A 22,198-nucleotide genomic window follows, 5' to 3' on the forward strand; every position below is an offset into this window, starting at 1 on the left:
GAGGTGAATGCTGTGAGACCGGAAGAGATAGAACAGGCGAGCATGAAAACGATTGCCGCGGAAATGGACCCGTGGCGGGGGCCCGGGGAGAACTTGCCCGTGGTCATGCGCGTCATCCATACGACCGCCGATTTCGAGTTCCAGAAGAACCTGCGCTTCACGCCGGGCGTGGTCGGGCGCGCCCGCGAAGCGCTCCGCGCCGGGACGACCATTGTCACCGACACGATGATGGCCGCCGCCGGCGTCAACAAAAAAGCCTGTCGAGCGCTGGGCGTGCAGGTCGCCTGCCGCATGTCGGACGCCGCCGTCCGCGAAGAAGCCGCGTCGCGCGGCGTCACCCGCGCCGTGGTGAGCATGGAGGCGGCCGTGCGCGAGACGCCGGAAGCCATTTTCGCTATCGGCAACGCGCCGACGGCGCTGATCCGACTCTGCGAGCTGATCGATGCGGGCGAGGCCCGTCCGGCGCTGGTCGTCGGCGTGCCCGTCGGTTTTGTCAATGTGATCGAGTCAAAGGAACGTCTGGCGCGCACCGCCGTGCCATCGATCGCCGCCATGGGACGCAAGGGAGGCTCCACCGTCGCCTCGGCGATCCTCAACGCGCTGCTCTATGGAATTACACGATAGCCGCGGCCTGCGCGAAGGCTTCACCACCGGCAGCTGCGCGGCCGCGGCCGCCCAGGCTTCGGCGTTGCGTCTCACGACGGGGCGGTGCCCCGCGCAGGTGCGCATCGTCACGCCCGTCGGCAAGGAACTGACGCTCGACATCGTCGAGTACGCTTTTCCGGCCTGCGGCGTCGTCAAGGACGCCGGAGACGACCCCGACGCCACCGACGGCATGACGGTGATCTCGTCGGTAGAGCTGGGTGACGGCGACGGCCCCATCAATTTCAAGGCCGGCCCGGGCGTGGGCGTCGCGACGCTGCCGGGGCTGAAAGTCCCCGTCGGCGAAGCGGCCGTCAATCCCGTGCCGCGCCAAATGATCGAAGAGGCGCTGCGCGCCGTCATCGGGCCGCGCAGCGCCTGCGTCACCGTCTCCATCCCCGGCGGCGAAGAAAAGGCCGCGCACACGTTCAACCCCCGTCTCGGCATCGCCGGCGGCCTTTCGGTGTTGGGCACCACGGGCATCGTCAAGCCGTACAACGTCGAGTCGGTCTACGCTTCGTTCTCGCTGGAACTGAGAACGTTCGCCTCGTCGGGGCTGAAGTGCGTCGGCCTGTGCTTCGGCAACAGCGGCGAAAAGGCCATGCGGCGCGTCTGGAACCTCGGCGGGCGCGTCATCATGCACACCGGCAACTACATCGGCTTCGTGCTCGACGAGGCGCTGCGGCTCAAGCTCGAACGCGCGCTGATCTGCGGCCACCCCGGCAAACTGCTCAAGGTCGCCGCGGGGACGTTCGACACCTACAACCGCACCGGCGACGGCCGCCGCGAAGCGCTCTGCACGCAGGCCGCTCTGGCAGGAGCCGGGCGCGGCGTGATCAGGAAACTTTACGAGAGCACCACGACCGAGGTGGCCATGCAGATCGTCCGCGAAGAAAAGCTCGATTTCCTCTGGACGACGCTGGCCGAAGTGACGGCAAAGCGCTGCCGCGAGCGGATGTTCGGCGAACTCGCCGTGGAGGCCGCCTTTATCGACAATCAGGGACGCCTGCTGGGCGCGAGTTCCGGCGCGGCGGCCTTCGCGGAGGAACTCGCCCATGCGCAATAAACTTTTCGTCGTCGGCGTCGGTCCCGGCAGCGCCGATCAACTGACGTCCGCCGCGCGGGAAACGATCCGGCGCGCGGGACTCGTGGTCGCCGCGCCGCGTCACCGCGCGCTGGCGGACGGGCACCCCAACGTCGCCGCCCTCGGCAAATTCGAGGAAACGTTCGCCGCCGTCGACGCCGCGCTCGAACAAGGCTCCGTGGCCGTGCTCGTCTCCGGCGACCCGGGCGTGTTCAGTTTACTGCCGCTGCTCAAAAAACGCTTTCCCGGAGACGACCTCGAGGTGATCCCCGGTGTCAGCTCGCTGCAAAGCCTGTGCGCCGCCGCGCGCGAGACGTGGATCGACGCTGTCGTCCTCTCCGGACACGGGCGCGATCTCAGCGAGGCGAAACTGCTCGACGCCGCCGACCAGAACGGAAAAACGATCTTCTTCTGCGGGCCGCAGTGGAACCCGCGCCGCCTCTGCCGCCTGCTCGCCGACTGGGACATGAACCACCTGCGCCTCACCGTCGGCGAGCGCCTCAGTTACGGCGATCAGCGCCTCAGCCGCGGTACTCCCGCGGAACTGGCGGCGCGGGAGTACGACGACCTGTCGCTCGTTTTGATCGAGAATCCTTCGCCGTGGAGCGTGCCGCCAGCGCGGCCGCGGGACGCCGATTTTCTCCGCGCTGACGCGCCGATGACGCGCGAGACGGTGCGCTCGGCGATCCTCGACGAGCTGCGCCTGCGCCGCGATTCGACGCTCTGGGATCTGGGCGCGGGCACCGGCTCGGTGACGGTCGCCGCCGCCCTGTTCTGTACGGACGGGCAGGTCTGCGCCGTGGAGAAAAATCCCGACGCCGCGGCGCTGGTCGCCCGCAACGTCAAAAAGTTCCACCGGCACAACGTCGCGCTGTACGAGGGCGACAACGCCGCCGTGCTGCCGTCGCTGCCGCGCCCCACGCACGTCTTCGTCGGCGGCAGCGGCTCCGAACTGCCGGAACTCCTGCGCGCCGTCGCCGCGCTCGGCGGAGGGATCCGCGTCGTCGTCTCGGCGGTGGCGTTCAAGACCTACGCGGCCGCGGCCGAGATCCTCGCCGGAGCCGGTTTTCGCGATTTCGACGCCGTGCAGGTAGCCGTCGGCCGCGCAAAGAAAATCGGCGGCACGTTTATCATGGCCGCTCAAAATCCCGTTACGGTCTTTTCGGCGTTCACCGCCTCTCAGAAAGAAGGACGATAACATGATCCACTTTGTCGGAGCCGGCCCCGGCGCGCCCGACCTGATCACGCTGCGCGGCGCGAAACTGCTGGCGCGGGCGGGCATGGTGATCTACGCCGGTTCGCTGGTCAATTCCGAACTGCTGAACGGCACGCCCGAGGGCTGCGAAATTTACAACAGCGCTTCGATGACGCTGGACGAGGTGATAGAGAAAATGGCCGACGCCGACCGGCGCGGCCTCGACGTAGTGCGCCTGCACACCGGCGACCCGTCGATCTACGGCGCGATCCGCGAGCAGATCGACCGGCTCAAGGCGCTGGACGTCGCCTACGACATCACGCCCGGCGTCAGCTCGTTTTGCGCCGCCGCGGCCGCCGCGGAAGCGGAATACACGCTGCCGTCCGTCAGCCAGACGCTCATCATCACGCGCATGGAAGGGCGCACGCCGGTGCCGCCCGGCGAGAAGCTGGCGTCGCTGGCCTCTCACAGGGCCTCGATGGCTCTGTTCCTTTCCTCCGGCCTAATGGAAGAGACCTGCGCGGCGCTGATGCAGGGCGGTTACGCGCCCGACACGCCCGCGGCCGTGGTCTACAAGGCGTCGTGGCCCGAACAGAAGGTGCTGCGCGGCGCCGTTTCGACCATCGCGGCCATGGCGGCGGAATCGGGCGTCCGCAACACGGCGCTGATCCTCGTGGGCAGATTTCTCGGCGACGACTACGAGCTGTCGAAGCTTTACGATGACTCGTTCTCGCACAGTTTCCGCAAGGCCAGCCAATGACGGTCCTTCACGCCGTCGCCTTCACGCGCGACGGGACGGAACTGGCACGGCTGATCGCCGCCCGTCTCGGCGGACGGGCCTGGGCCCCGTCCCGCTACGCCGGCGGAGACGTTTCGCCTTTGACGGGCTCGATTGCTGTCTGGACGCGCGAACGTTTTTCCGCCAGCGACGCGCTCGTGTTCGTCTCGGCCTGCGGCATCGCCGTGCGCGCCGTCGCCCCGTGCCTGAAGGACAAGACGCACGACCCCGCGGTCGTCTGTCTCGACGATCGGGGGAAGAATGTGATTTCGCTGCTTTCGGGGCACCTCGGCGGCGCCAACGAGCTGGCGCGCCGCGTCGCGGCGCTGACGGGGGGGCGCGCCGTCGTCACCACGGCGACCGACGTCCACGAGGTGGAAGCCGTGGACGTATGGGCCAAAGAGAACGACTGCGCCATCGAAAATATCGGCGCGGTCAAGAGCGTTTCCGCGGCCGCGCTCGACGGCGAAAAAATCGGCGTCGCCGTCACCGAAATGAAACAGCCCGCGCCCTGGCCGGTGACGCTGTGGCTGCGGCCGCGCAACCTTGTGCTCGGCGCCGGCTGTAAGCGCGGCACGGCGCTGGAGGATTTGCGCGCGGCGCTGGACGACTTTTTAAGCGGCGCGGGCGTCTCGAAATTGTCGCTTTGCGCGCTGGCTTCCATTGATCTGAAAAAGGACGAACCCGGCTTGGCGAATTTGGCGCGCGAGCTGAGCGTCCCCTTTGTCACGTTCCCGGCAGCGGAACTTGCCGCCGTGCCGGGGCGGTTCTCCCATTCGCAAAAAGTCCTCGACGTCACGGGCGTGGACAACGTTTGCGAGCGAGCGGCCGTTCTGGCTTCGGGCTTCGGCCCTCTGTTGCGCGGCAAAACGCGCTATCCCGGCGTCACCTTCGCGCTGGCGCGGCGAAAATTTTTCGATCACACGGAAAAGGCGGACCCATCCATGAAGAACGTTTCTGATACGGGGGCGCAAGCATGATCTACGTCGTCGGCCTCGGCCCCGGAGGCGAAGACCAGCTGACGCCGCGCGCGCTCGCGGCGCTGGGGCGGTGCGACGTCATCGTCGGCTACAAAACGTACATCGACCTGATCGCGCCCCGTTTCAAAGGGCGCAAGGAACTGGTCGTCTCGCCCATGAAGGGCGAAGTGCGGCGCTGCGAGGACGCGCTGCGCCGTTCGCGGGAGGGCTGTACGGTCGGCGTCGTTTCCAGCGGCGACCCCGGCGTGTACGGCATGGCGGGCATCATGCTCGAAGTGGCGGCGGGACATGAGGAAGTCATCGTCGTGCCAGGCGTCACGGCGGCCTGCGCCGCCGCGGCCGTGCTCGGCGCGCCGCTGACGCACGACTTTGCCGTCGTCAGCCTCAGCGATCTGCTCACGCCGTGGGAGCTGATCGCGCGCCGCCTCGAAGCGGCCGCGGCCGGCGATTTCGTGATCTGCCTCTACAACCCCATGAGCCATGGACGCCCTGACAACTTGCGCCTTGCCTGCGAAACGCTGCTGAAGACGAAAAGTCCCGATACGGCGGCCGGATGGGTGCGCAGCGCCGGGCGCGACGGCGAAGAGGCGCATCTGACCACGCTGGGCGAACTCGCCGGCGAGAAGCTCGACATGTTCTGTACGGCCATCGTCGGCAGCAGCGCCACGAAAGTCGTCGGCGGCCGCCTCGTCACGCCGCGCGGCTATCAGCGGCCATGAACGGGAGGCTGCTGGTCTTCGGCGGCACGACCGAGGCGAGGGAACTGCTGCGCCGCGGCGTGCCGGCCATCTGCTGCGTGGCCACTGGTTACGGCGCGAAACTGCTTGACGGGCTCGAAAACGTGCGCGTGCTCGCGGGTCGTCTCGACGAAACGGCCATGGAAGAATTGATCCGCGTCGAAAACGTCACTCACGTCATCGACGCCACGCACCCTTACGCGCTGGAAGTGACGAAGAACGTGCGCCGCGCCTGCGCACGCGCGGGCGTGAAGCTGCTGCGCGTGACGCGCGCGAAAACGCCGCTGTTCGGCGACGTGACCGCGGTCGCTACGCCGGAGGAAGCGGCGGCGCTGCTCGACGACGGCGACGAGAAAGTTCTGCTCGCGGTGGGCAGCAAAGAGCTGCCGGCCTTCGCGGGCGTAAGCCGCGCAAAGGAGCGTCTTTTCGCCCGCGTGCTGCCCACGTCGGACGTGATCGCCCAATGTGAGGCGCTCGGCTACGACGCCGGGCACCTGATCGCCATGCAGGGGCCGTTCAGCGCCGCCATGAACGAGCAGATGCTCGAAGCTACCGGCGCGGCGGTGCTCGTCACCAAGGACGGCGGCGCGTCCGGCGGTACGGAAGAGAAGCTGCGCGCGGCGCAGAACCGCGGCGCGCGCGTCATTCTCATCGGCCGCGGCGACGAAGAAGGGGCGACCGTCGACGAAGCGCTGCTGTGGCTGCGGCGCGAGATGAAACTTGAATGCCCGCCGCTGTTTCCGATGCTGCTGCCGCTTGAAGGCAAAAAAGCCCTGCTGATCGGCGGCGGCCCCGTCGCCCTGCGGCGCGCGCAGACGCTGAAAAGCTGCGGCGCCGACGTGCGCGCCGTCGCCGTATCGTTCTGCGAAGGCTGGGACGGCTTTGATGCCGTTGTGCGCGAGTGGCGCGAGAGCGATCTCGACGGCGCGGTTCTGGCTGTAGCCGCCACCGACAGCCGCGAACAGAACCGACTGATCGCCGCCGCGGCGAAAAAGCGCGGCGTTCCCGTCAGCGTTGCCGACAACGCCGCCGAAGGGTCGTTTTATTTTCCCGCGCTGATCCACTGCGGCGCGGCCGCCGTATCGGCGTCGACCGGCGGACTCGATCCGGCTCTGACGCGCCGCCTGGCCGACCGCCTCAGAGAGATCTGGCCCGGGATCGTCGCCGAAGAACTCCATAGGAAAGAAGAAAACCGCCGATGAAAATCCTTCGTTTGGGCAGCCGCAAGAGCGAGCTGGCGCTGGCGCAGACGCGCCTCGTCATGGACGCCGTCGGGCGCGCCCACCCCGAGTACCGCCTCGAACTCGTCCCTATCGCCACCCGCGGCGACGTGGACATGAAGCCGTTTTCCGAAACGTCTGACGCGTTCGGTCTCAAGGGGCTCTTCACACGGGAACTGGAAGAAGCCCTGCTCGACGGCCGCATCGACGTGGCCGTCCACAGCCTCAAAGACCTGCCCGCCGCGCAGGACGAACGTCTGCCGCTGCTCGCCTGCTTTCGCCGCGGCGACCCCCGCGACGCGCTCGCGCTTCCCGCCGGAGTCTCGGCCATGAACGGCGCTGTGATCGGCTGCTCGTCGGCGCGCCGCCGCCTGCAGGCGCTCGACTTGTTCGCCGGCGCCGAGGTGCGTCCGGTGCGCGGCAACGTCGGCACGCGCCTGCGCAAGCTCGACGAAGGCCAGTTCTCGGCGCTGATCCTCGCCGCCGCGGGGCTGGCACGCCTCGGTCTCAGCGCGCGCGTCAGCCGTTACTTTTCGGTCGACGAGATCGTCCCCGCGCCGGGACAGGGAATCCTCGCCTGTCAGGGACGCGCCGGCGACAAAAACGAAGACTGGCTCGACGCGATTTTCGACCCCGACGCGGCGGACTGCGCCCGCGCCGAACGCGCTTTTTCGGCGGCTCTCGGCGGCGGCTGCGCGTCGCCCGTCGGCGCGTGCGCGCAGCTTCGCGGCGGCGAGATGAAGCTGACGGGCTTTTTCGCCGACGAACACAAAGGCTTCAAAATCCGCGCGTCGCTGACGGGACGCCGCGAAGAAGCGCGGATGCTCGGCGAAACGCTGGCCGAAAAAATTCTCAAAGAGGCGAGGTGATTTCATGTCTGTCGGCAAAGTCTGGCTCGTCGGCGCCGGCCCGGGCGATCCCGGGCTGCTCACCTGCCGCGGCCGCGAAGTCCTGGAGCGCGCCGAAGTCGTGATCTTTGACCGCCTCGTCGGCGACGGCGTGCTGGCGCTGATGCCCAGAACCGCGCGCTGCATCGACGTGGGCAAGGAAGGCGGCCGCCACCCCGTGCCGCAGCGCGAGATCGAGGCCCTGATCGTGCGCGAAGCGCTGAATGGACATAACGTCGTGCGCCTCAAGGGCGGCGATCCGTTTTTGTTCGGCCGCGGCGGCGAGGAGATCGAAGCGCTGCTGGCGCACGACGTCCCCTACGAGGTCGTGCCCGGCGTCGCTTCGGCCATCGCCGCGCCGGAGTGCGCCGGCATCCCCGTCACGCACCGCGGCCTCGCCAACTCGCTGCACATCGTCGCTGCCCACACCAAGGAGGGCGGCATTGCCGCGCAGGATTACGACGCGCTGGCGCGGCTGGACGGCACTCTGGTCTTCCTGATGGGCGCGACCGCCGTTGCGGAGATCTGCTCGCAGCTGCTGGCGCGCGGTTTCGCCGCCGACACGCCGACGGCCGCCGTCGAATCGGGCACGACCGCCCGCCAGCGCACGCTCGTCGGGACTCTGGGCGATTTCGAACGCAAAGCCCGCGATTTTGGGCTGCGCGCGCCGGCTGTGGTTCTCGTCGGCCCCGTGGCCGGTCTGGCGTCGCGCTTAGCCTGGCGGGAGAAACTGCCGCTGTGGGGCAAGAAAGTGCTCGTCACGCGCCCGGCCAACCGCCAGGGGCGGTTGGCGCGGATGCTGCGCGACCTCGGTGCCGAGGTGGTGGAATTTCCCTGCATCGCCACAGTGCCGCTGGAGACGAAGCTGCCGCCGCTGGGCGGCCATGATTGGATCGGCTTTACCAGCGTCACCGGCGCGGAATGTTTTTTCGCGCGTCTGGCTGCGGAAGGGCGTGACGTGCGCGAACTGGGCGGCGCCAAAATCGCCGCCGTCGGCCCCGCCACAGCCGCGGCGCTGTGCGAGCGCGGGCTCCGCCCCGACTTGGTCCCCGCCGTTTACGACGGCGTCCATCTGGCCGAAGAACTGGCCGGCCGAGGCGGCTCCGTGCTGCTGTTCCGCGCGCTCGACGGCTCGCCCGAGCTGACCGAGACACTGCGCGCCCGCGGCGTCGATTTCAGCGAAGTGCCCCTCTACCGCACCGAAACGCTCGCGGCCCCGTTTCAGCCCGTAAATGTCGACGCCGTGTTGTTCACCAGCGCCTCCACCGTGCGCGGCTTCAAAAAAGCCTGCCCCGGACTGGAAGCTCCGCTGGCCTGCTGCATCGGCGCGCAGACCGCGCGCGAAGCCGAACGGCTGGGGTTGAAAAACATCCGCGTCGCCGCCCGCGCGACGCTGGAAGACCTTATCAATACTTTGAAAGAAGATGGCAGATCATGATCGTCAGACCGAGAAGACTGCGTCAGACCCCGGCGCTCCGCAACCTCGTCGCGGAAACGCGCCTCAGCGCCGATATGTTCATCTACCCCGTGTTCATCCGCGAAGGCCGCGGCATCGTCGAAGACATCCCCTCGCTGCCCGGGCAGAAACGTTACAGCCCCGACACCTTCCCGCTTGTCCTCGAAGAGATGGCGCGCTGCGGCGTCAGAGCCGTGCTGCTCTTCGGCCTGCCCGAACGCAAGGACGAAACCGGCACCGGCGCGTGGGACGAAAACGGCGTCATCCAGCAGGCGCTGCGCGTCGGCAAAAAAACTTTTCCCGAGATCACCTTCATCGGCGACGTGTGCATGTGCGAATACACCTCGCACGGCCACTGCGGCATCCTCCACGGCCATGAAGTGGACAACGACGAGACGCTCGAGTACCTGACGCGCATCGCCGTTTCCCAGGCCGCGGCGGGAGCCGACGTCGTCGCCCCCTCCGACATGATGGACGGACACGTCGCCGCCCTGCGCGCCGGACTGGACGCCGCCGGCATGAAGGACAAGATCGTCTTCTCCTACGCCGTCAAATACGCCTCGGCGTTCTACGGCCCCTTCCGCGACGCCGCCGGCTCCGCGCCGGCCTTCGGCGACCGCCGGGGTTACCAGATGGATCCGCGCAACGCGCGCGAGGGGCTCAAGGAAGCGCGGCTCGACATCGAAGAGGGCGCCGACATGATCATGGTCAAACCCGGCCTGCTTTACATGGACGTGTTGCGCGCCGTCAAGGAGATCAGTTCCGTGCCCGTCGGTTCCTACTGCGTCAGCGGCGAGTACGCCATGATCAAGGCCGCGGCCGCCAAAGGCTGGCTCGACGAGCCGCGCGCCGTCGCCGAAGCGGCGTACAGCCTGGCGCGCGCCGGCGCCGATGTGATCGTCACTTACTCGGCACTCGACCTGGCCCGCTGGCTCAAAGAAGGCCGCGTTGCCTTCTAGGAACGCCGGAAGTTTTTAAACAACGGCCGCCACGGAGCAGCGGCGAAGCGGAGAAAAACAGGATCAGAACAGAAACGACCACGGAGGCACAAAGGCACGGCGAAAAGCAGTAGGGGAGATGTGAGGGGAAAGTTCCCTTCCCATTTTAATCTCCGCTTCGCCGCTTCTCCGTGGCAGATCTTGTTTTACGGTGCGTTTGCTATAGCGACAGCACAGGCCGGAGCGAGAGCGCTGCGGCGAAAGGACGTGAACGACCATGAGCGCGCTGAAAAAAATTCCCCGCCTCGTCGTCGCCGCCACGCAGAGCGGCTGCGGCAAGACCACGCTCACCTGCGGCATCCTCGCCGCCCTGAAAAAGCGCGGCCTGGCCGCGCAGGCCTACAAGATCGGCCCCGATTACATCGACCCCGGCTATCTGACGCAGGCCAGCGGACGGCCGGCGCACAATCTCGACACCTGGCTGATGGACGAGGCGGCGATGGCGCGCCTGTTCGCGGAAAATTCTTCGCAAGCCGATCTCGCCGTCGTCGAAGGCGTGATGGGGCTGTACGACGGCGGGCGCGGCGGCGTCAGCAGCACCGCGGAGATCGCCAAAAAGCTGCGCGCTCCCGTGGCGCTGGTGATCGACTGCAAGTCGATGGGTGACAGCGCCGCCGCATTGGCGCTGGGATTTCGTGAATACGACCGCGGCGTCGACCTGTGCGGCGTGATCCTCAACCGACTCGGCTCGGACGCGCACCGCGACATGATCGCGAAAGCCATGGAGCGCCTCGGCATCCCTGTGCTGGGGGCGCTGAAACGCGACGAACGGCTCGCCGTCTCGGAACGCCACCTCGGCCTGCTGCCCGCGGAGGAAAACGAGACGCACGGTTTCGACGCGCTGGTCGAGTGCGTGGAACGCTCCGTCGACCTCGACGCGCTGCTGAAAATCGCCGCCGGAGCACCGAATCTGGAATTCTCTTCCCGCCCCGCCGCGCCCGCGGCGGAACGCCGGGCCGTGATTGGCGTGGCGCGCGACAAGGCCTTTTCGTTTTATTACCCGGAAAGCCTTGCCGAGCTGGAGCGCGCCGGAGCGCGGCTCGTTTTTTTCAGTCCCTTGAACGACGAGCGCCTCCCCGACGCGGACGGCCTGATCTTCGGCGGCGGTTTCCCGGAGATGTTCGCCGCACGTCTCGCCGCCAACGGCGCGATGAAAAGCGAACTCGCCGCGGCGGCCCGCCTCGGCATGCCGATCTACGCCGAATGCGGCGGCTACATGTACCTGACGCGTTCGCTGACCGACTTCGACGGGCGCGAGTTCGCCATGGCCGGTCTGATTCCCGCTGCCTGCCGCATGAATCCCAGGCTGCAGACCGTCGGCTACGTGGAGGCCACGGCCCTGCGCGATTCCGTTCTCTGTCCCGCCGGGACCGTCGCGCGCGGCCACGAGTTCCATTTTTCTTCGGCGCAGCCCGACGCGGGAACGGAAGCGGACGCCGCCTGGCGCTTCGTCAAAAAACGCGCCGGTGCGAGCTACGCCGCCGGTTACGCGAGCGCGAACGTGCTGGCCTCGTATCTCCACCTGCACTTCGCCGGCAACCCGCAGCTGGCCCGCAACTTTGTGGATGTCTGTGAGCGCTTCGCCCGCCGCAAATAAAAATCCAGCCTGAACGCCTCCCCGCCGGGAGATAACGTTCGGGCTGGATTTTTATGTGGAAAATCAATACCGCAGCGAGTAGACGGGGTGGTACAGGCGCTCGTCGCGAAGGATCCTGCTCTGCTCGGCCAGCGCTTCCATGGCCGCGTCGCCCATGTCGATGGAGAGGCGCGAGGTGAGGATGTGGATCAAAAACAGCGGCCCGATCAGGCTGCTGCCGAAGGTGGGGCTGTTGTCGCTGACGAAGAACGACAGGTCGGCGTCGCTGCAGATCGGCGCGGCGGGGCTGTCGGTGACGGTGACGATTTTGGCGCCGTTGCGCCGGCCGCGCTGCAGCGCCTCGGTGAGCAGCACCGAGTAGCTGGGCAGGTCGAAGGCGATGATCAAATCGCTTTTGCGGATGCTGCGGGCCTGCTCGATCAGCGTCAGACAGCCGGAACCGGGGTACATCTGGTGGGCGCGCAGCCCCAGCTCGCGCAGGCGGCTGTGCAGGCATTCGGCCATCATGCCGGAGATGCTCCAGCCGGCGCAGTAGATCGCCTCGGCCGATTTGACGAGCTCGCAGAACGAACGCACGTCTTCGACGCGCAGGCGGTTCCACGTGTCTTCGAGATTGGCGTGCTCCATCTGGCGGATGCGCTCCGAAAGATCGCCCTCCTCGCTCATGGCGCGGGCCAGCATCGCCGCGGGATTGACCTGTTCGAGCACCGATTCCTTGAGCGCGCTCTTGAGGTCGGCGTAGCCCTTGAAGCCGAGAATGCGCGCTACGCGCACGAGCTGTGCCTTGGAGACGTTCAGCTGTTCGGCGACGTCGCCGATGGAGACGAAGGCCGCCTCGCGCATGTGGGTGAGAAGGTATTCGACGACGCGGCGCGCCTTGGAGGGCATCGAGTCCAGATTGCTGCGCAAAAGTTCCTGCAATTTATTCGCTTCCAATGGATAACACCTCTTTCATCGCTAATAAACAAAAGTACATTAATATTTTACAAAAAGCGGTGCCGTCCGTCAACGGCAAAAATCCGCCGATCGGGAAAACGGAAATTTTTTTTGCCGGCCAAGCGCCGTAATCGCCCCGAACGCCACAAAAAACGGGGAGCGCCGAAAAAATTCCGGCGTTCCCCGTTTTCGCTCGATGAATCAGCCAAGGATGGCGGCCAGCAGTTCAAGCACACGAAGCGCGGCGTTCAAAGCGGAGCTTTTCCCGGGCGCGCCGCCGTCTTCGGGCGACTTCTCCGGAGCGCCGGCGGGCTGTTCCGCCTTGGCCTTTTCCTGTTCAAGCCAGCGCTCGTAGATGGCCTCGATTTCGGCGGCGTACTTTTTCGATCCGGCGACCGTGTAATATTCGCAGTCCGCCGCCGTGGTGTAGGTATACCCCTTTTTGCCGGGGGACATCGGCGCCAGCGCGACGATCGCGCCGCCGGCGTGGTCGCGCTCGCCGGGGACGGGACGGTAGACGATCATGACGAGATGCTCGTCCTCGCGGGTCGCCCTGACCTTTTCGGCAACTTTAGGATGCATCACTTCGTAAGAGGCGTTCAGCAGGTCGAAAATCGTCCAATCCTTACCCGCGAAGGCGATCAGAAAATCGCCCAGCTGCAGCCCCGCGCCGACCGCCTGCCCGCCGGGCGTCAGCTTGGTGACGCGGGTCAGGCACACGCCCTTGGCGGCGGGCGCTTTCTTTTGCTGTTTCAGATAATTCTCCAGCGGGATGGGACGGAACGGCAGCGTGTTGGTGTCGGCGCTGCCGATCGTGGCGTTGTTGCCGGCGCGGTATTCGGTGCGGCCCCCGAGCGGCACGGCGTAGCCGATGACGCTGCCGTTCGCGCTCTTGTAGGTATGGCGTCCGCCCAGCTCTTCCACGCGGGCGATAGGGGCGTTGCGGGCGTCGCGATATTCCCAGTAGTTGCCCACCTTGCGCACGGTGCCGAGCGTGGCGTTGTTCGGCGCGGTGTAGGTCAGCACTCCGCCCATCGTCTTCGCGTAGCCGGCGACTTTGCCGCCCACGCGGTATTCGACGCCGTTGCCGAACGTGCGTCCCGTGTACCTGACGCCGCCGACGGTGACGTCGATATTATAGGCGAAACCCGCGGCGGCGGACGACGCCAGCGCGAAAACGCAGAGGAACAGAAATATCTTTCTCATAAAATGGCCTCCTCGATTCGATCTTTTCCCGACGGAAAATCACTCGCCGAACTCTTCGCTCTCCCCGCCGCCGTCGGACCACTCGCGCATCAGCACGGCCCAGGCGAACTGGTCGGCCTGGTACTCGTAGCTGTTCATGTTGGCATTGGTCTGCGACCAGAAGTAGCAGCCGCGGCTGTCGTGAAGCAGATGGTGGATCTCGTGGAACAGGGCGAAACTCTGCCAGAAGCGGGGCAGGCGGCTGTTGAGGTGGATGCGGCAGCGGCGCAGCTCGCGATTGGTGTAGGTGAAGCCCCACATGTCGGGGCCCATCGGCACGCGCGCCGTCTCGACCTCGAGAGAAACGCGCTCTTCCAGCTTGGCCAGCGCGCCGAACTCGTCCAATCCCTGCCACTCCGCCGCCTCTTTCAGGATCGACGGCTCGATGTACCGGGGCGGCGGCGGAAGAACAAATTCCTCTTCGTCACTAATTTCTGACGCCCTTTGCTCTGCCACGCTTCGGCTCGCCTTCCCAGTCCGACAGAGCGGCATCGATCAGCCGGTGGACCATGTGTACGTCCTTTTCGGAGAGCTTGTGGCTGCGGTACCAGATTTCCATCGGCTTGGGACCGGCGAAGAGCTCTTCCAGCTGCAAACGACCGCCGTTGTCGCGGGGAAACTCCTCGAGCAGGTCCGAGGTCTCCACGCCGAGCCTGTCGGCAAGACGGTGGAGCAGTTTCATCGAAGGACTGCGGCGATTGCTCTCGAGCGCCTGAATGTAAATTCTGCTGACTTCCGTCGCGTCGGCGAGCTGCTGCTGCGTCATCTTGAGCGCCTTGCGAAGCGTACGGATCCGAAGACCTAGAGTCATCAAAAAGACCTCCCTGTTGATTAGTGTACAAGTACTATACTACAATAAATTTCTGTTGACAAGTACCCCAAACGGCGAATTTCATGTATAATGTCTCTGACACTTCATTCTTTTTATTTATAGACTTTGACGGCAAGGGAGCTGATTACATGGATTTCAAGGAATTGGAGACGTTCGTTTCCATCGTGGAAAAGGGAAGCATATCCGCTGCCGCCGCTGCTCTGGGGGTTTCGCAGCCGGCCGTGAGCAAACGCGTGGCCCGCATCGAAGCGGAAATGGGCGCTTCCATGTTCGCCAACGGGCACAAACACTCCACGCTCACGTCGGAAGGCGCGGTGCTCTACAAAGCGGCGCTGAAGATGCTGGATACCCGCAAGAAAGCGCGGATCCAGATCGCCGAGATCTCTCAGGAACTTTACGGCACGGTGCGCATCAGCGCCAGTTCCATCCCCGGCGATTTCATTCTGCCGGAGGTCCTCGTGGAATTCATGGAAAAGCATCCCGGCGTGAGCGTTCAGGTCACGCAAGGCGATTCGCAGTCGGCGCTCGAGGACCTTTCCGACAAAAAAGCCGACCTTGCCGTGATTGGCTCCGACCGGAACCTGCCGGGTTTCACCAGCCTGCCCTTTTATCACGACGAGCTGGTGCTGATCGTCAACCGCAATCATCCGCTCGCCGCGAGAAAATACATCCCCATGGAAGAGATCGGCGGGCTCAAACTTGTGGGACGCACCTCCGGCTCGGGCAGCCGCCAGACATGGGAGCGCGTTTACAAGAGCCGCACGGGCAATTTCAAAGAGCCGGAGCTGCAGTTCGGCCACACCATGGGCGTGGTCAACGCCGTCGCTAACGGTGCTGAAGCGGGCATCGTCTCGCGTTTCGCCGCTCAAACCTCGCCGGCCGTCGCCGTGCTGACCTTCAAACCGGCAGTGTATCGCGCTTTCCATCTCGTCTACGGCCTGTGCGAGACCAAGGCTGTGGAAGTGTTGATCTCTTTTCTGATCCAGAAAGCCGAACAACAGCAGTTGAGCCAGCCGCAGTAAAAAAAGAAGGTGTGCACGTTTTCGCTGCGTCATTTCAGTCGTTTTTCCTGCGAGAAAGGACGCCGCCGCGGAGAAAACGCGGAAACAAGGGCATCTCCATTCATGCCGACGAGCGATGAAAGCGCTGGATGAGCTTCGAGAGGGCGGGGGTTGAGAAAATCCACCGCGCGAGTTGCGCAGGCCGCGCAACAGTCGAGGCCGCCTTGCGCGAGGGAAGACCTTTGGAAACGCTCCGGGCATAGGGGCGATGCGTTCCGGTCGAGAAAACCGTATCAAGTGTCGGCGGAGGCGCGAACGTCGTGTACCGGTCGTTTTTGTTCCGCGTGGAACATTTTATATGCTAGAGGTCCGATGAGGAATAGTCAGCGGACCTCGTTGCTTTATGTCCCGGTGGAAAACTTCGGTGGTTTTGATGCCGCTTCTTGATGGGAATGACGATGGGAGATACGTCCGCCATCCGAGAGGCTACAGGTACGGGATTCTTTCGACCGCTGCGCGTTCTGTGTTGTAGTTCGCTTTGTGAGACGCCTTTGGAGGACATGGAGAACATTCGCGTTTGCGCCGAGGAACAACGTCACTCGTTTTCCTCGAATTCCGCGTAGGCGACCAGCGGATCGCCGCGTTTGACGCCGAGAGTGCTCGTATAGTACATGATCGTGGTGCCGAACTGGGCGCGGAACTCTTGGATCGAGCAGCCGTTCAGGTCGCTGAGCGTGCCGAGACGCGTGCTGGCAGCGACAGCATGGCCAGCTTGGACCGTTGGGACCCAGAAACCGTCGGCGGGCGATTCGTCGTAGACGGCGCGCCGGCTTTCGCGCTGTGCGGCGTTGATCGCCGCCGTACGCTCGTCATGCCGAGAAAATCCATGAGGTTGTGCAGGCTCTCCCGGCACCGCCGGATCAGCTCCGGCGCCCAGCGCCCCAGCACACCGAGTTCCAGCAATATCGTCGGCATGCCGCACTGCGCCGCCCAGCCGTAAAGGCTGTTCTTCGCCGAAGAACGTACCCGGTAGGGGGCCGGTAGGCGGCATGCTGCCTCGCGCGAGCGGGCGCTTACTTCCGGCTGCGCTGCGGCGGGAAAGAGCACCAGCGGCGTCAGATCTTCGTTGATGTCATCGCCGTGCAGATCGATCAGGAAATCGACGCCGGGATAGATCTGTTGCTCGACGACGTAGGCCAGCTGCTGGCTCAGCGTGCCGTCCGGCGAGCCGGGAAAAAACGGTTCAGGTTTTTGCCGTCCTGCGGCACTACCTGCTTGGCTTCGACGCAAAATCCCAAGGGATTGACCAATGGCAGCACGATCAGGCTGCCGTGCAGCACCGCCGGATCCAGCTCGTCGAAAAAGGAGCCGATCGTCTTCGGCCCTCACGAACTCGCAGTCGTGCATGCCGGTAGTGACAACCAGTGTCGGCCCCGCGGAAGCGCCGCGGAGGCACAATGGCGGGATTGTCGCCGTTTCGTGGACGGCAAGACTCGTCTTGAGCTTTTGCCCCTGCGGGCAGAGCGAAAGCAGTTTATTCATGATATCTCCTTAATGTAAGATTAAGATTGATTATATTACATAAAATGTATCAATCGTCGTCCTTTGTGTCGGCGCTTAGCCGTACAAAAAGAGTCTCCTGTCAGGAAAAAATTTCCCGCGAGAAGACTCTTTGTTGCAGGGATTGTGTGTAGTAGCAAAACACTGCAGAACGTTTTACTGAGCTCGCCGTGCGTTTTTCTTGGTTTGCGGTCTTGTTTATTGCGCTTGAACTAAAATTTTGTCTTCTGGCACTCTGCGAGGGAGAGAATCAGCAATGCGAGTTGCTTTTTGTAATGAGCCACGTTTACCGCTTCGTCGGCGGCGTGCGCTCCGCCGTGTCCCGGAGGAAACATACCAGCAGGTGTGACCGGCTCCGGTTCCAGGCGGAAGCCATAACCGAACCCGTTCGGAAGCATCCGAGCGTATGTGCCTCCTGCAATTGTAAAGGGGTGAGCGCTCTGCCCAGTGAACGTGTTGTAAGTATTCATCAGATTGACGAGCAATGGATGATCTTTCGGGGAATATCCGGGAGTTTTTCCCGAGAACCTGACAAGCTGCATATCGTGCTTCTGCAAGGTACGCGTGATTGCGCTGATCAAGGGATCATGCCGACCAAGAGCGATGGGATAGCGGATGTTGAATGTGACGCTGCAGAGTCGGTCTTCCATTGACAGCAAAGAAGCGACCGTCGTTAATTTCCCGCTGATTTCGTCCTGAGCCGCGATCTCCAGACCTTCACCGTAAATATTGCTGGAAAGTTGCGCGAAATCCCTAAATAGTTTTATCGTCCCGGGAGCGAGCGCATCGGCCAAACAGCGATGCAGCGATTCGCAGCCGGGAAGCGTGCCGCTAGCGGCCGCAAAAAGACGATATATGGCATTCTCGCTGTTTTCTGGATGCGCGGCGTGCTTAGACAACCCCTGCGTCTCGACGGCGATTTTCCCGGCGCCAGACGTGACTGCGAGCCAATCAGGGAGCGCTTCGGGAATCGGCGCGTGCGAAAGGGCACGAATTTCCATGCGCGCGCGTCCGGCAACCGAATTCTCGCTTTCGCCTCCGCTCAGACTCAACACGTTTTCACAAAGCGGCTTGCGGCCGCCGACGACAATGCTGAGAATACCCTTTTCTCCGTAACAGACGGGATAGCGAGAATCGAGCACAAGGTTCATCTTGGGAAAGGGGATATCGTGTTCTTTCAGCCAGAGGACGTCTGACATACCCTTTTCCTCTTCCAACCCCAAATATAAACTGATATGGTGTTTTTGCTCAATCCTTAAATCTTGCAGACATTTCAAGGCATAAAGAGCGGCGACGGCCGGACCTTTATCGTCTCTGACGCCGCGCCCGATGAGAAAACCTTTGTCGATGACGGGAGCAAATGGTTTGTATTTCCAATCGTGTCCCGCCGGAACGACATCCAAATGTCCCCAAATGCCGATGTCGGGCCGGCGGTTTGCATCCGACTGACGGGTGTCTACGCGAATAACGCGGTCATCGTAAGACGTGCAAGTATAACCAAAATCTTTTGCCAGTTGGCAGAATTCGCTCTGGACCTTACGACAGCCTTGTCCGTAAGGCTTGACGTCGCTTTCCGGTTCCGCGACGCTGTTGATGGAAACGAGACGTTTCACGCTGGCGATGATTCTCTCTTCGTATTGCTCAATCCACTTTTCTATGCTGTTGAAATAATATTGATTCATGGATATTCCTCTTCTGACAAACGCGGCAAGTACGCTGAGGCGCACTTGCCGCTGTTTTATGAAATGGCAGCATTAAGATAAATAAAAGCTCCGGGGCCAAGCGGGAGTTTCAAAAGCATCCAAACGACGAGCATTACAGTCCAAGATACCATGATGGCGATAGAGAACGGCAGCATGCAGGAAACAAGCGTTCCCAAGCCGCTGTCTTTATCATAGCGCTTCATGGCGTCAAGAATGATCGGTAGAGACGAAAGCACGGGGGCAATGATATTGGTGCTGCTGTCACCGATGCGGAAAGCGACTTGGGTTAGCTCGGGAGAGATGCCTAGCGTCATGAACATCGGAACGAAAACGGGGGCGAAAATGGCATATTTGGCCGATGCCGAAGCCATGAACAAGTTTGAGAACCCTGTGACCAGAATGAACACGATCATCAACGGAATAGCGCCTACGTTCAGCTGCTGTAGAAAATGCGCGCCGTTGATGGAGAGAATGCTGCCCAAGTTGCTGTATTTAAAGTAGTTCGTGAATTGAGAGGCGGCGAACGACACGCAGATAAATCCCGCAAGAACTCGGATAGAGGCGCTGAAGCCGTTGTAAACGTCCCTGCTTGTCTTGAATTTGCCGGAAATTTTCCCGTAAACAAAGCCCGGAACGAAGAACAGAATCGTCAGCAACGGCACGATAGAGTCAAGAAGGAGCGATCCTTTGATCAGGCTGCCTGTCTTGGGGTTCCTCAGCCAGGACGTCTGCGGAATGCAGGAGACAGCAAGAAACAGAATCATACCTAAGAACACGTAATTGGCGATCTTCAGCGCTTTTTCATCGTTATCGCCAATGTTGTCACTGGGGACGCTAAGGGAAGGATCTATATTGGGCTTATATTCTCCAAGTCTGGGAATGATCACCTTTTCGGTGATAAACGTACCGACAATGACAAGAAGAAATACTGAGGTTGCCATGAAGTAATAATTACTTGACGGGAGCACCGAATGGTTCGGATTGATGATTTTGGCCGCGATGTCGGAGTAGCCGCTGAGCACGGCGTCGTTCGAGCTAATCATGAGGTTGGCGGCGAATCCTCCCGAAACTCCGGCGAAACCGGCGGCAATTCCCGCTAAAGGATGCTTGTTGCAGGCTTTGAAAATCATACCGGCCAAAGGCACAAACAGCACGTATCCCGCGTTTTCGGCCAGATTGCTCATAACCCCGATAAAAACGACCATGGGCGTTACAAGCTTATGCGGGGTGATCTGAACGGCTTTGCGAATAAGCCCGTTGAGCCAGCCGGAGTATTCTGCGATGCCGATGCCGAACATCATGGTGAGCATCATTCCCAAGGAAGGATAGCTCATAAAATTTTTGGTCAGATTGCCGATCATATAGCGCAGTCCATTTATGCTACACAGATTGACAATGTTGATCGTTGTCGCTTCGATTTTCTGTGTAGCCTTATTGAAAATTTCGCCCGTCGCGCTCCAGCCCCAAACCGAACCAATTCCCGAAATGACAACGACAAGCAGCGTTAAAAACGCGAAAATAATCATCGGCGGGGGCATGCGGTTGCCGACAACCTCGATCTTGTCCAAGAACCGTAACGTCAAGGACTTCCTTGTTGTCTTGCCTTCCATATGAATCCTCCTCTGAATTTTTTCGGCTGGGAGCAAATTTCCAGACCGAAAGGAATGATTGGAACCGTTGCCGAAGAGCATGAATTGATAAAGCGTTAGAATACTTAATGCCAATGCTGTCGCAAAAGATCTGTTCCCTAATCTGATACTTTGCAATATTATATTGATGTGGTATACCAATGTCAATAGTGAGTATACCGATTTTATTGAAAAAATGATTGCGGGATGTTTCGATGATATGAGGCGCGTGTCAATAGCCAGTAAAAAAGTCAGCATAACTGCTCATGGCAATCCGTTTGCCCTTATAAACAGCCCACATCTCTCCCGTCAACGTTTCGCGCACCTCAACCGTCGTGTTGGCCATCCCGAGACAATCGTCCGCTGCCGGAACATACCGCCGGCTTCCATAGGAGATCATGCCGCCGTGATCCGTCCTGCGGAAACCCCGCCGCGCAAAGAGAAAATTCCAATCTGTACATTGGTCAATGATGTGAGACCGAATCAGCGCAAAAATAAAAGCTCAGAAGTTGTCCTTATTTGTAAGTCGTTCACGGCTGTGTGGACTTGCTGAAATGCTGCCGCATCTGGAGAGGAGACCGCCACCCCAGCACTGCCATCGGGATGCTGTTAGACCTGCGAAGGTAGTGCTCCATCTGGGTCTGCAGGTCAAGATAAGAGTAAAAGCTCATGAAGTTATAGAAACGCTCCTGGTCGTTACGGTGGCTCCTCTCGACCTTTCCGTTATGCCTGGGGATACGGGGGCGGATCCGCTTGTGTTCGACGCCCAGCGCATTGCAGAGGACGTCCAGCGGATGAATACGGTCCGTCTTCTTAAAGTGACAGAACTCGGCTCCATTATCTGTCTGGAGGACCTGAGGCCTGTATTTGAAGTAAGCAATAGCACGCTTGAGGAAATCGCAGCTAGAGTAGCTGCTCTGTTCCATGTAAGGATAAATGAAGCGCTCTCGGGAAGCCTCGTCGATGACGGTGTACTGGTAGAACTTCTGAGGCATTTGCCCGTGATAGCAGGGAGCAGGAACATATTTAACGTCCATCTGCCACTTGATGCCGATCTGCGTGGGCGTATTGTACGGCTTGGGTTTGTAGGGCTTTTTAGTCGAAGGAGCGCTGCTGGAATACCCCAGACGCTTAAATACGCGGTACAGAGAACCGGGATGGCGATCGTACCCGCGTTCCATTCGGAGCTTGCCATAGAGCTCGCAGAGCGAGATGTTCGGATTCCTGCGGTGAAGGTTACGGATCCAGGTCAGTTCCTCCTCCGTATGAGCTTTGGGATGCGGCGTGATCGGCCTGTGGGACTTGTTTTGAAGAGATTCTTGAGAGCCGTCGAAGACCTTGATCCACCGAAACAGAGAAGCCTTGGAAATGTGATAACGCCTGCAGACAAAGCTGACATCTTTTGTGGAGCGGTAGAGTTGACAGGCATGATATTTAGTGTGGAGTTCGTGTGGAAGATATCGCCGGGTTTGTGTTATAGTATTCATGGCGGTTGGGCCCTCCTTAGTATGCTTGGTTGTGGTGACTTACATTCTAAAGGAACCAACCGCTTTTGTATATCTGCTGAGTCTCACTTCATTTGTAACACTATAGCCGCGCAAAGAGAAAATTCCAATCGACCTTGCCTTCCGGCTTCACATAAACGTCCTCACCCTCAGCCGGATTGACGGCAAACTTCCGGTTGTGCCTGACGATGAGCTTCGGCAAAACCTCGTTGGC

General features: G+C 61.9%; 21 protein-coding genes. 13 read left to right on the forward strand and 8 right to left on the reverse strand.

What is annotated here, in order from left to right; all coding sequences use genetic code 11:
* Positions 1 to 12 precede the first annotated feature (12 nt).
* The 11 genes from FYJ74_RS03100 (at position 13) to FYJ74_RS03150 (ending at position 11,574) form a co-directional block, all read left to right on the forward strand.
* Positions 13 to 624, forward strand: a complete 612-nt coding sequence (locus tag FYJ74_RS03100; protein ID WP_326830855.1) for a precorrin-8X methylmutase — start codon at positions 13 to 15, stop codon at positions 622 to 624.
* Positions 608 to 1,708 (forward strand): cobalt-precorrin-5B (C(1))-methyltransferase CbiD, encoded by a 1,101-nt coding sequence (cbiD, locus tag FYJ74_RS03105; RefSeq protein ID WP_154528139.1) that lies wholly within the window; start codon positions 608 to 610, stop codon positions 1,706 to 1,708. Before FYJ74_RS03100 ends, cbiD begins: the two co-directional genes overlap by 17 nt.
* Complete coding sequence (gene cbiE / locus FYJ74_RS03110) at positions 1,698 to 2,924, forward strand: precorrin-6y C5,15-methyltransferase (decarboxylating) subunit CbiE (RefSeq protein ID WP_154528140.1); 1,227 nt, start codon at positions 1,698 to 1,700, stop codon at positions 2,922 to 2,924. Before cbiD ends, cbiE begins: the two co-directional genes overlap by 11 nt.
* Before the next feature lies 1 nt (position 2,925).
* A complete protein-coding gene (cobM, locus tag FYJ74_RS03115) occupies positions 2,926 to 3,681 on the forward strand; it encodes a precorrin-4 C(11)-methyltransferase (protein WP_154528141.1) in 756 nt (251 codons plus the stop codon).
* Positions 3,678 to 4,679, forward strand: a complete 1,002-nt coding sequence (locus FYJ74_RS03120; protein ID WP_154528142.1) for a cobalt-precorrin 5A hydrolase — start codon at positions 3,678 to 3,680, stop codon at positions 4,677 to 4,679. Before cobM ends, FYJ74_RS03120 begins: the two co-directional genes overlap by 4 nt.
* The gene (gene cobJ / locus FYJ74_RS03125) at positions 4,676 to 5,398 is read left to right on the forward strand and encodes a precorrin-3B C(17)-methyltransferase (RefSeq protein WP_154528143.1); all 723 of its coding nucleotides are present in this window, start codon (positions 4,676 to 4,678) and stop codon (positions 5,396 to 5,398) included. Before FYJ74_RS03120 ends, cobJ begins: the two co-directional genes overlap by 4 nt.
* Positions 5,395 to 6,618, forward strand: a complete 1,224-nt coding sequence (cobK, locus tag FYJ74_RS03130; protein ID WP_154528144.1) for a precorrin-6A reductase — start codon at positions 5,395 to 5,397, stop codon at positions 6,616 to 6,618. Before cobJ ends, cobK begins: the two co-directional genes overlap by 4 nt.
* A complete protein-coding gene (gene hemC / locus FYJ74_RS03135) occupies positions 6,615 to 7,505 on the forward strand; it encodes a hydroxymethylbilane synthase (protein ID WP_154528145.1) in 891 nt (296 codons plus the stop codon). Before cobK ends, hemC begins: the two co-directional genes overlap by 4 nt.
* A gap of 4 nt (positions 7,506 to 7,509) precedes the next feature.
* The gene (gene cobA, locus FYJ74_RS03140; RefSeq protein WP_154528146.1) at positions 7,510 to 8,961 is read left to right on the forward strand and encodes a uroporphyrinogen-III C-methyltransferase; all 1,452 of its coding nucleotides are present in this window, start codon (positions 7,510 to 7,512) and stop codon (positions 8,959 to 8,961) included.
* Entirely contained in the window at positions 8,958 to 9,938 is a 981-nt protein-coding gene (gene hemB / locus FYJ74_RS03145) for a porphobilinogen synthase (RefSeq protein ID WP_154528147.1), read from the forward strand. Before cobA ends, hemB begins: the two co-directional genes overlap by 4 nt.
* A 256-nt stretch (positions 9,939 to 10,194) precedes the next feature.
* Positions 10,195 to 11,574 carry a cobyrinate a,c-diamide synthase gene (locus FYJ74_RS03150; protein ID WP_154528148.1) on the forward strand — a complete coding sequence of 460 codons (1,380 nt, stop codon included), beginning with the start codon at positions 10,195 to 10,197 and terminating at the stop codon, positions 11,572 to 11,574.
* A gap of 63 nt (positions 11,575 to 11,637) precedes the next feature.
* Here the strand turns inward: FYJ74_RS03150 and FYJ74_RS03155 are convergent, their stop codons facing one another.
* The 4 genes from FYJ74_RS03155 to FYJ74_RS03170 all read right to left on the reverse strand — a co-directional run bounded on the left by FYJ74_RS03155 (position 11,638) and on the right by FYJ74_RS03170 (position 14,566).
* Positions 11,638 to 12,510 (reverse strand): MurR/RpiR family transcriptional regulator, encoded by an 873-nt coding sequence (locus FYJ74_RS03155; protein WP_154528149.1) that lies wholly within the window; start codon positions 12,508 to 12,510, stop codon positions 11,638 to 11,640.
* Positions 12,511 to 12,711: 201 nt separating this feature from the next.
* Positions 12,712 to 13,716: a hypothetical protein gene (locus FYJ74_RS03160; protein WP_154528150.1), complete on the reverse strand. Its 1,005-nt coding sequence runs from the start codon at positions 13,714 to 13,716 to the stop codon at positions 12,712 to 12,714.
* A 39-nt stretch (positions 13,717 to 13,755) separates the two neighbouring features.
* Positions 13,756 to 14,211 (reverse strand): ImmA/IrrE family metallo-endopeptidase, encoded by a 456-nt coding sequence (locus tag FYJ74_RS11925; RefSeq protein ID WP_195838780.1) that lies wholly within the window; start codon positions 14,209 to 14,211, stop codon positions 13,756 to 13,758.
* On the reverse strand, positions 14,183 to 14,566 hold the full coding sequence (locus FYJ74_RS03170; protein ID WP_154528152.1) for a helix-turn-helix domain-containing protein: 384 nt from the start codon (positions 14,564 to 14,566) through the stop codon (positions 14,183 to 14,185). Before FYJ74_RS03170 ends, FYJ74_RS11925 begins: the two co-directional genes overlap by 29 nt.
* Before the next feature lie 149 nt (positions 14,567 to 14,715).
* Here FYJ74_RS03170 and FYJ74_RS03175 point away from each other — a divergent pair, with 149 nt between their 5' ends.
* A complete protein-coding gene (locus FYJ74_RS03175; RefSeq protein WP_154528153.1) occupies positions 14,716 to 15,609 on the forward strand; it encodes a LysR family transcriptional regulator in 894 nt (297 codons plus the stop codon).
* 699 nt (positions 15,610 to 16,308) lie between these two features.
* Here the strand turns inward: FYJ74_RS03175 and FYJ74_RS11725 are convergent.
* Positions 16,309 to 16,800 carry a M14 family metallopeptidase gene (locus tag FYJ74_RS11725; RefSeq protein ID WP_407692116.1) on the reverse strand — a complete coding sequence of 164 codons (492 nt, stop codon included), beginning with the start codon at positions 16,798 to 16,800 and terminating at the stop codon, positions 16,309 to 16,311.
* Here FYJ74_RS11725 and FYJ74_RS11730 point away from each other — a divergent pair.
* Complete coding sequence (locus FYJ74_RS11730) at positions 16,729 to 17,148, forward strand: hypothetical protein (RefSeq protein WP_229769307.1); 420 nt, start codon at positions 16,729 to 16,731, stop codon at positions 17,146 to 17,148. The two genes, FYJ74_RS11725 and FYJ74_RS11730, sit on opposite strands and share 72 nt — an antisense overlap.
* 212 nt (positions 17,149 to 17,360) lie before the next feature.
* Here FYJ74_RS11730 and FYJ74_RS03185 read toward each other — a convergent pair whose 3' ends face one another.
* From FYJ74_RS03185 to FYJ74_RS03195, 3 genes are all read right to left on the reverse strand, one after another.
* Positions 17,361 to 18,830 carry a Sapep family Mn(2+)-dependent dipeptidase gene (locus tag FYJ74_RS03185; RefSeq protein WP_154528155.1) on the reverse strand — a complete coding sequence of 490 codons (1,470 nt, stop codon included), beginning with the start codon at positions 18,828 to 18,830 and terminating at the stop codon, positions 17,361 to 17,363.
* A 56-nt stretch (positions 18,831 to 18,886) separates the two neighbouring features.
* Positions 18,887 to 20,461, reverse strand: coding sequence for an AbgT family transporter (locus tag FYJ74_RS03190; protein ID WP_154528156.1), 1,575 nt, complete (start codon positions 20,459 to 20,461; stop codon positions 18,887 to 18,889).
* 548 nt (positions 20,462 to 21,009) lie between these two features.
* Positions 21,010 to 21,966: a DDE-type integrase/transposase/recombinase gene (locus FYJ74_RS03195; protein WP_154528157.1), complete on the reverse strand. Its 957-nt coding sequence runs from the start codon at positions 21,964 to 21,966 to the stop codon at positions 21,010 to 21,012.
* Positions 21,967 to 22,198: the final 232 nt, after the last annotated feature.

It is taken from the genome of Pyramidobacter porci, assembly GCF_009695745.1.
Taxonomy (GTDB): Bacteria; Synergistota; Synergistia; order Synergistales; family Dethiosulfovibrionaceae; genus Pyramidobacter; species Pyramidobacter porci.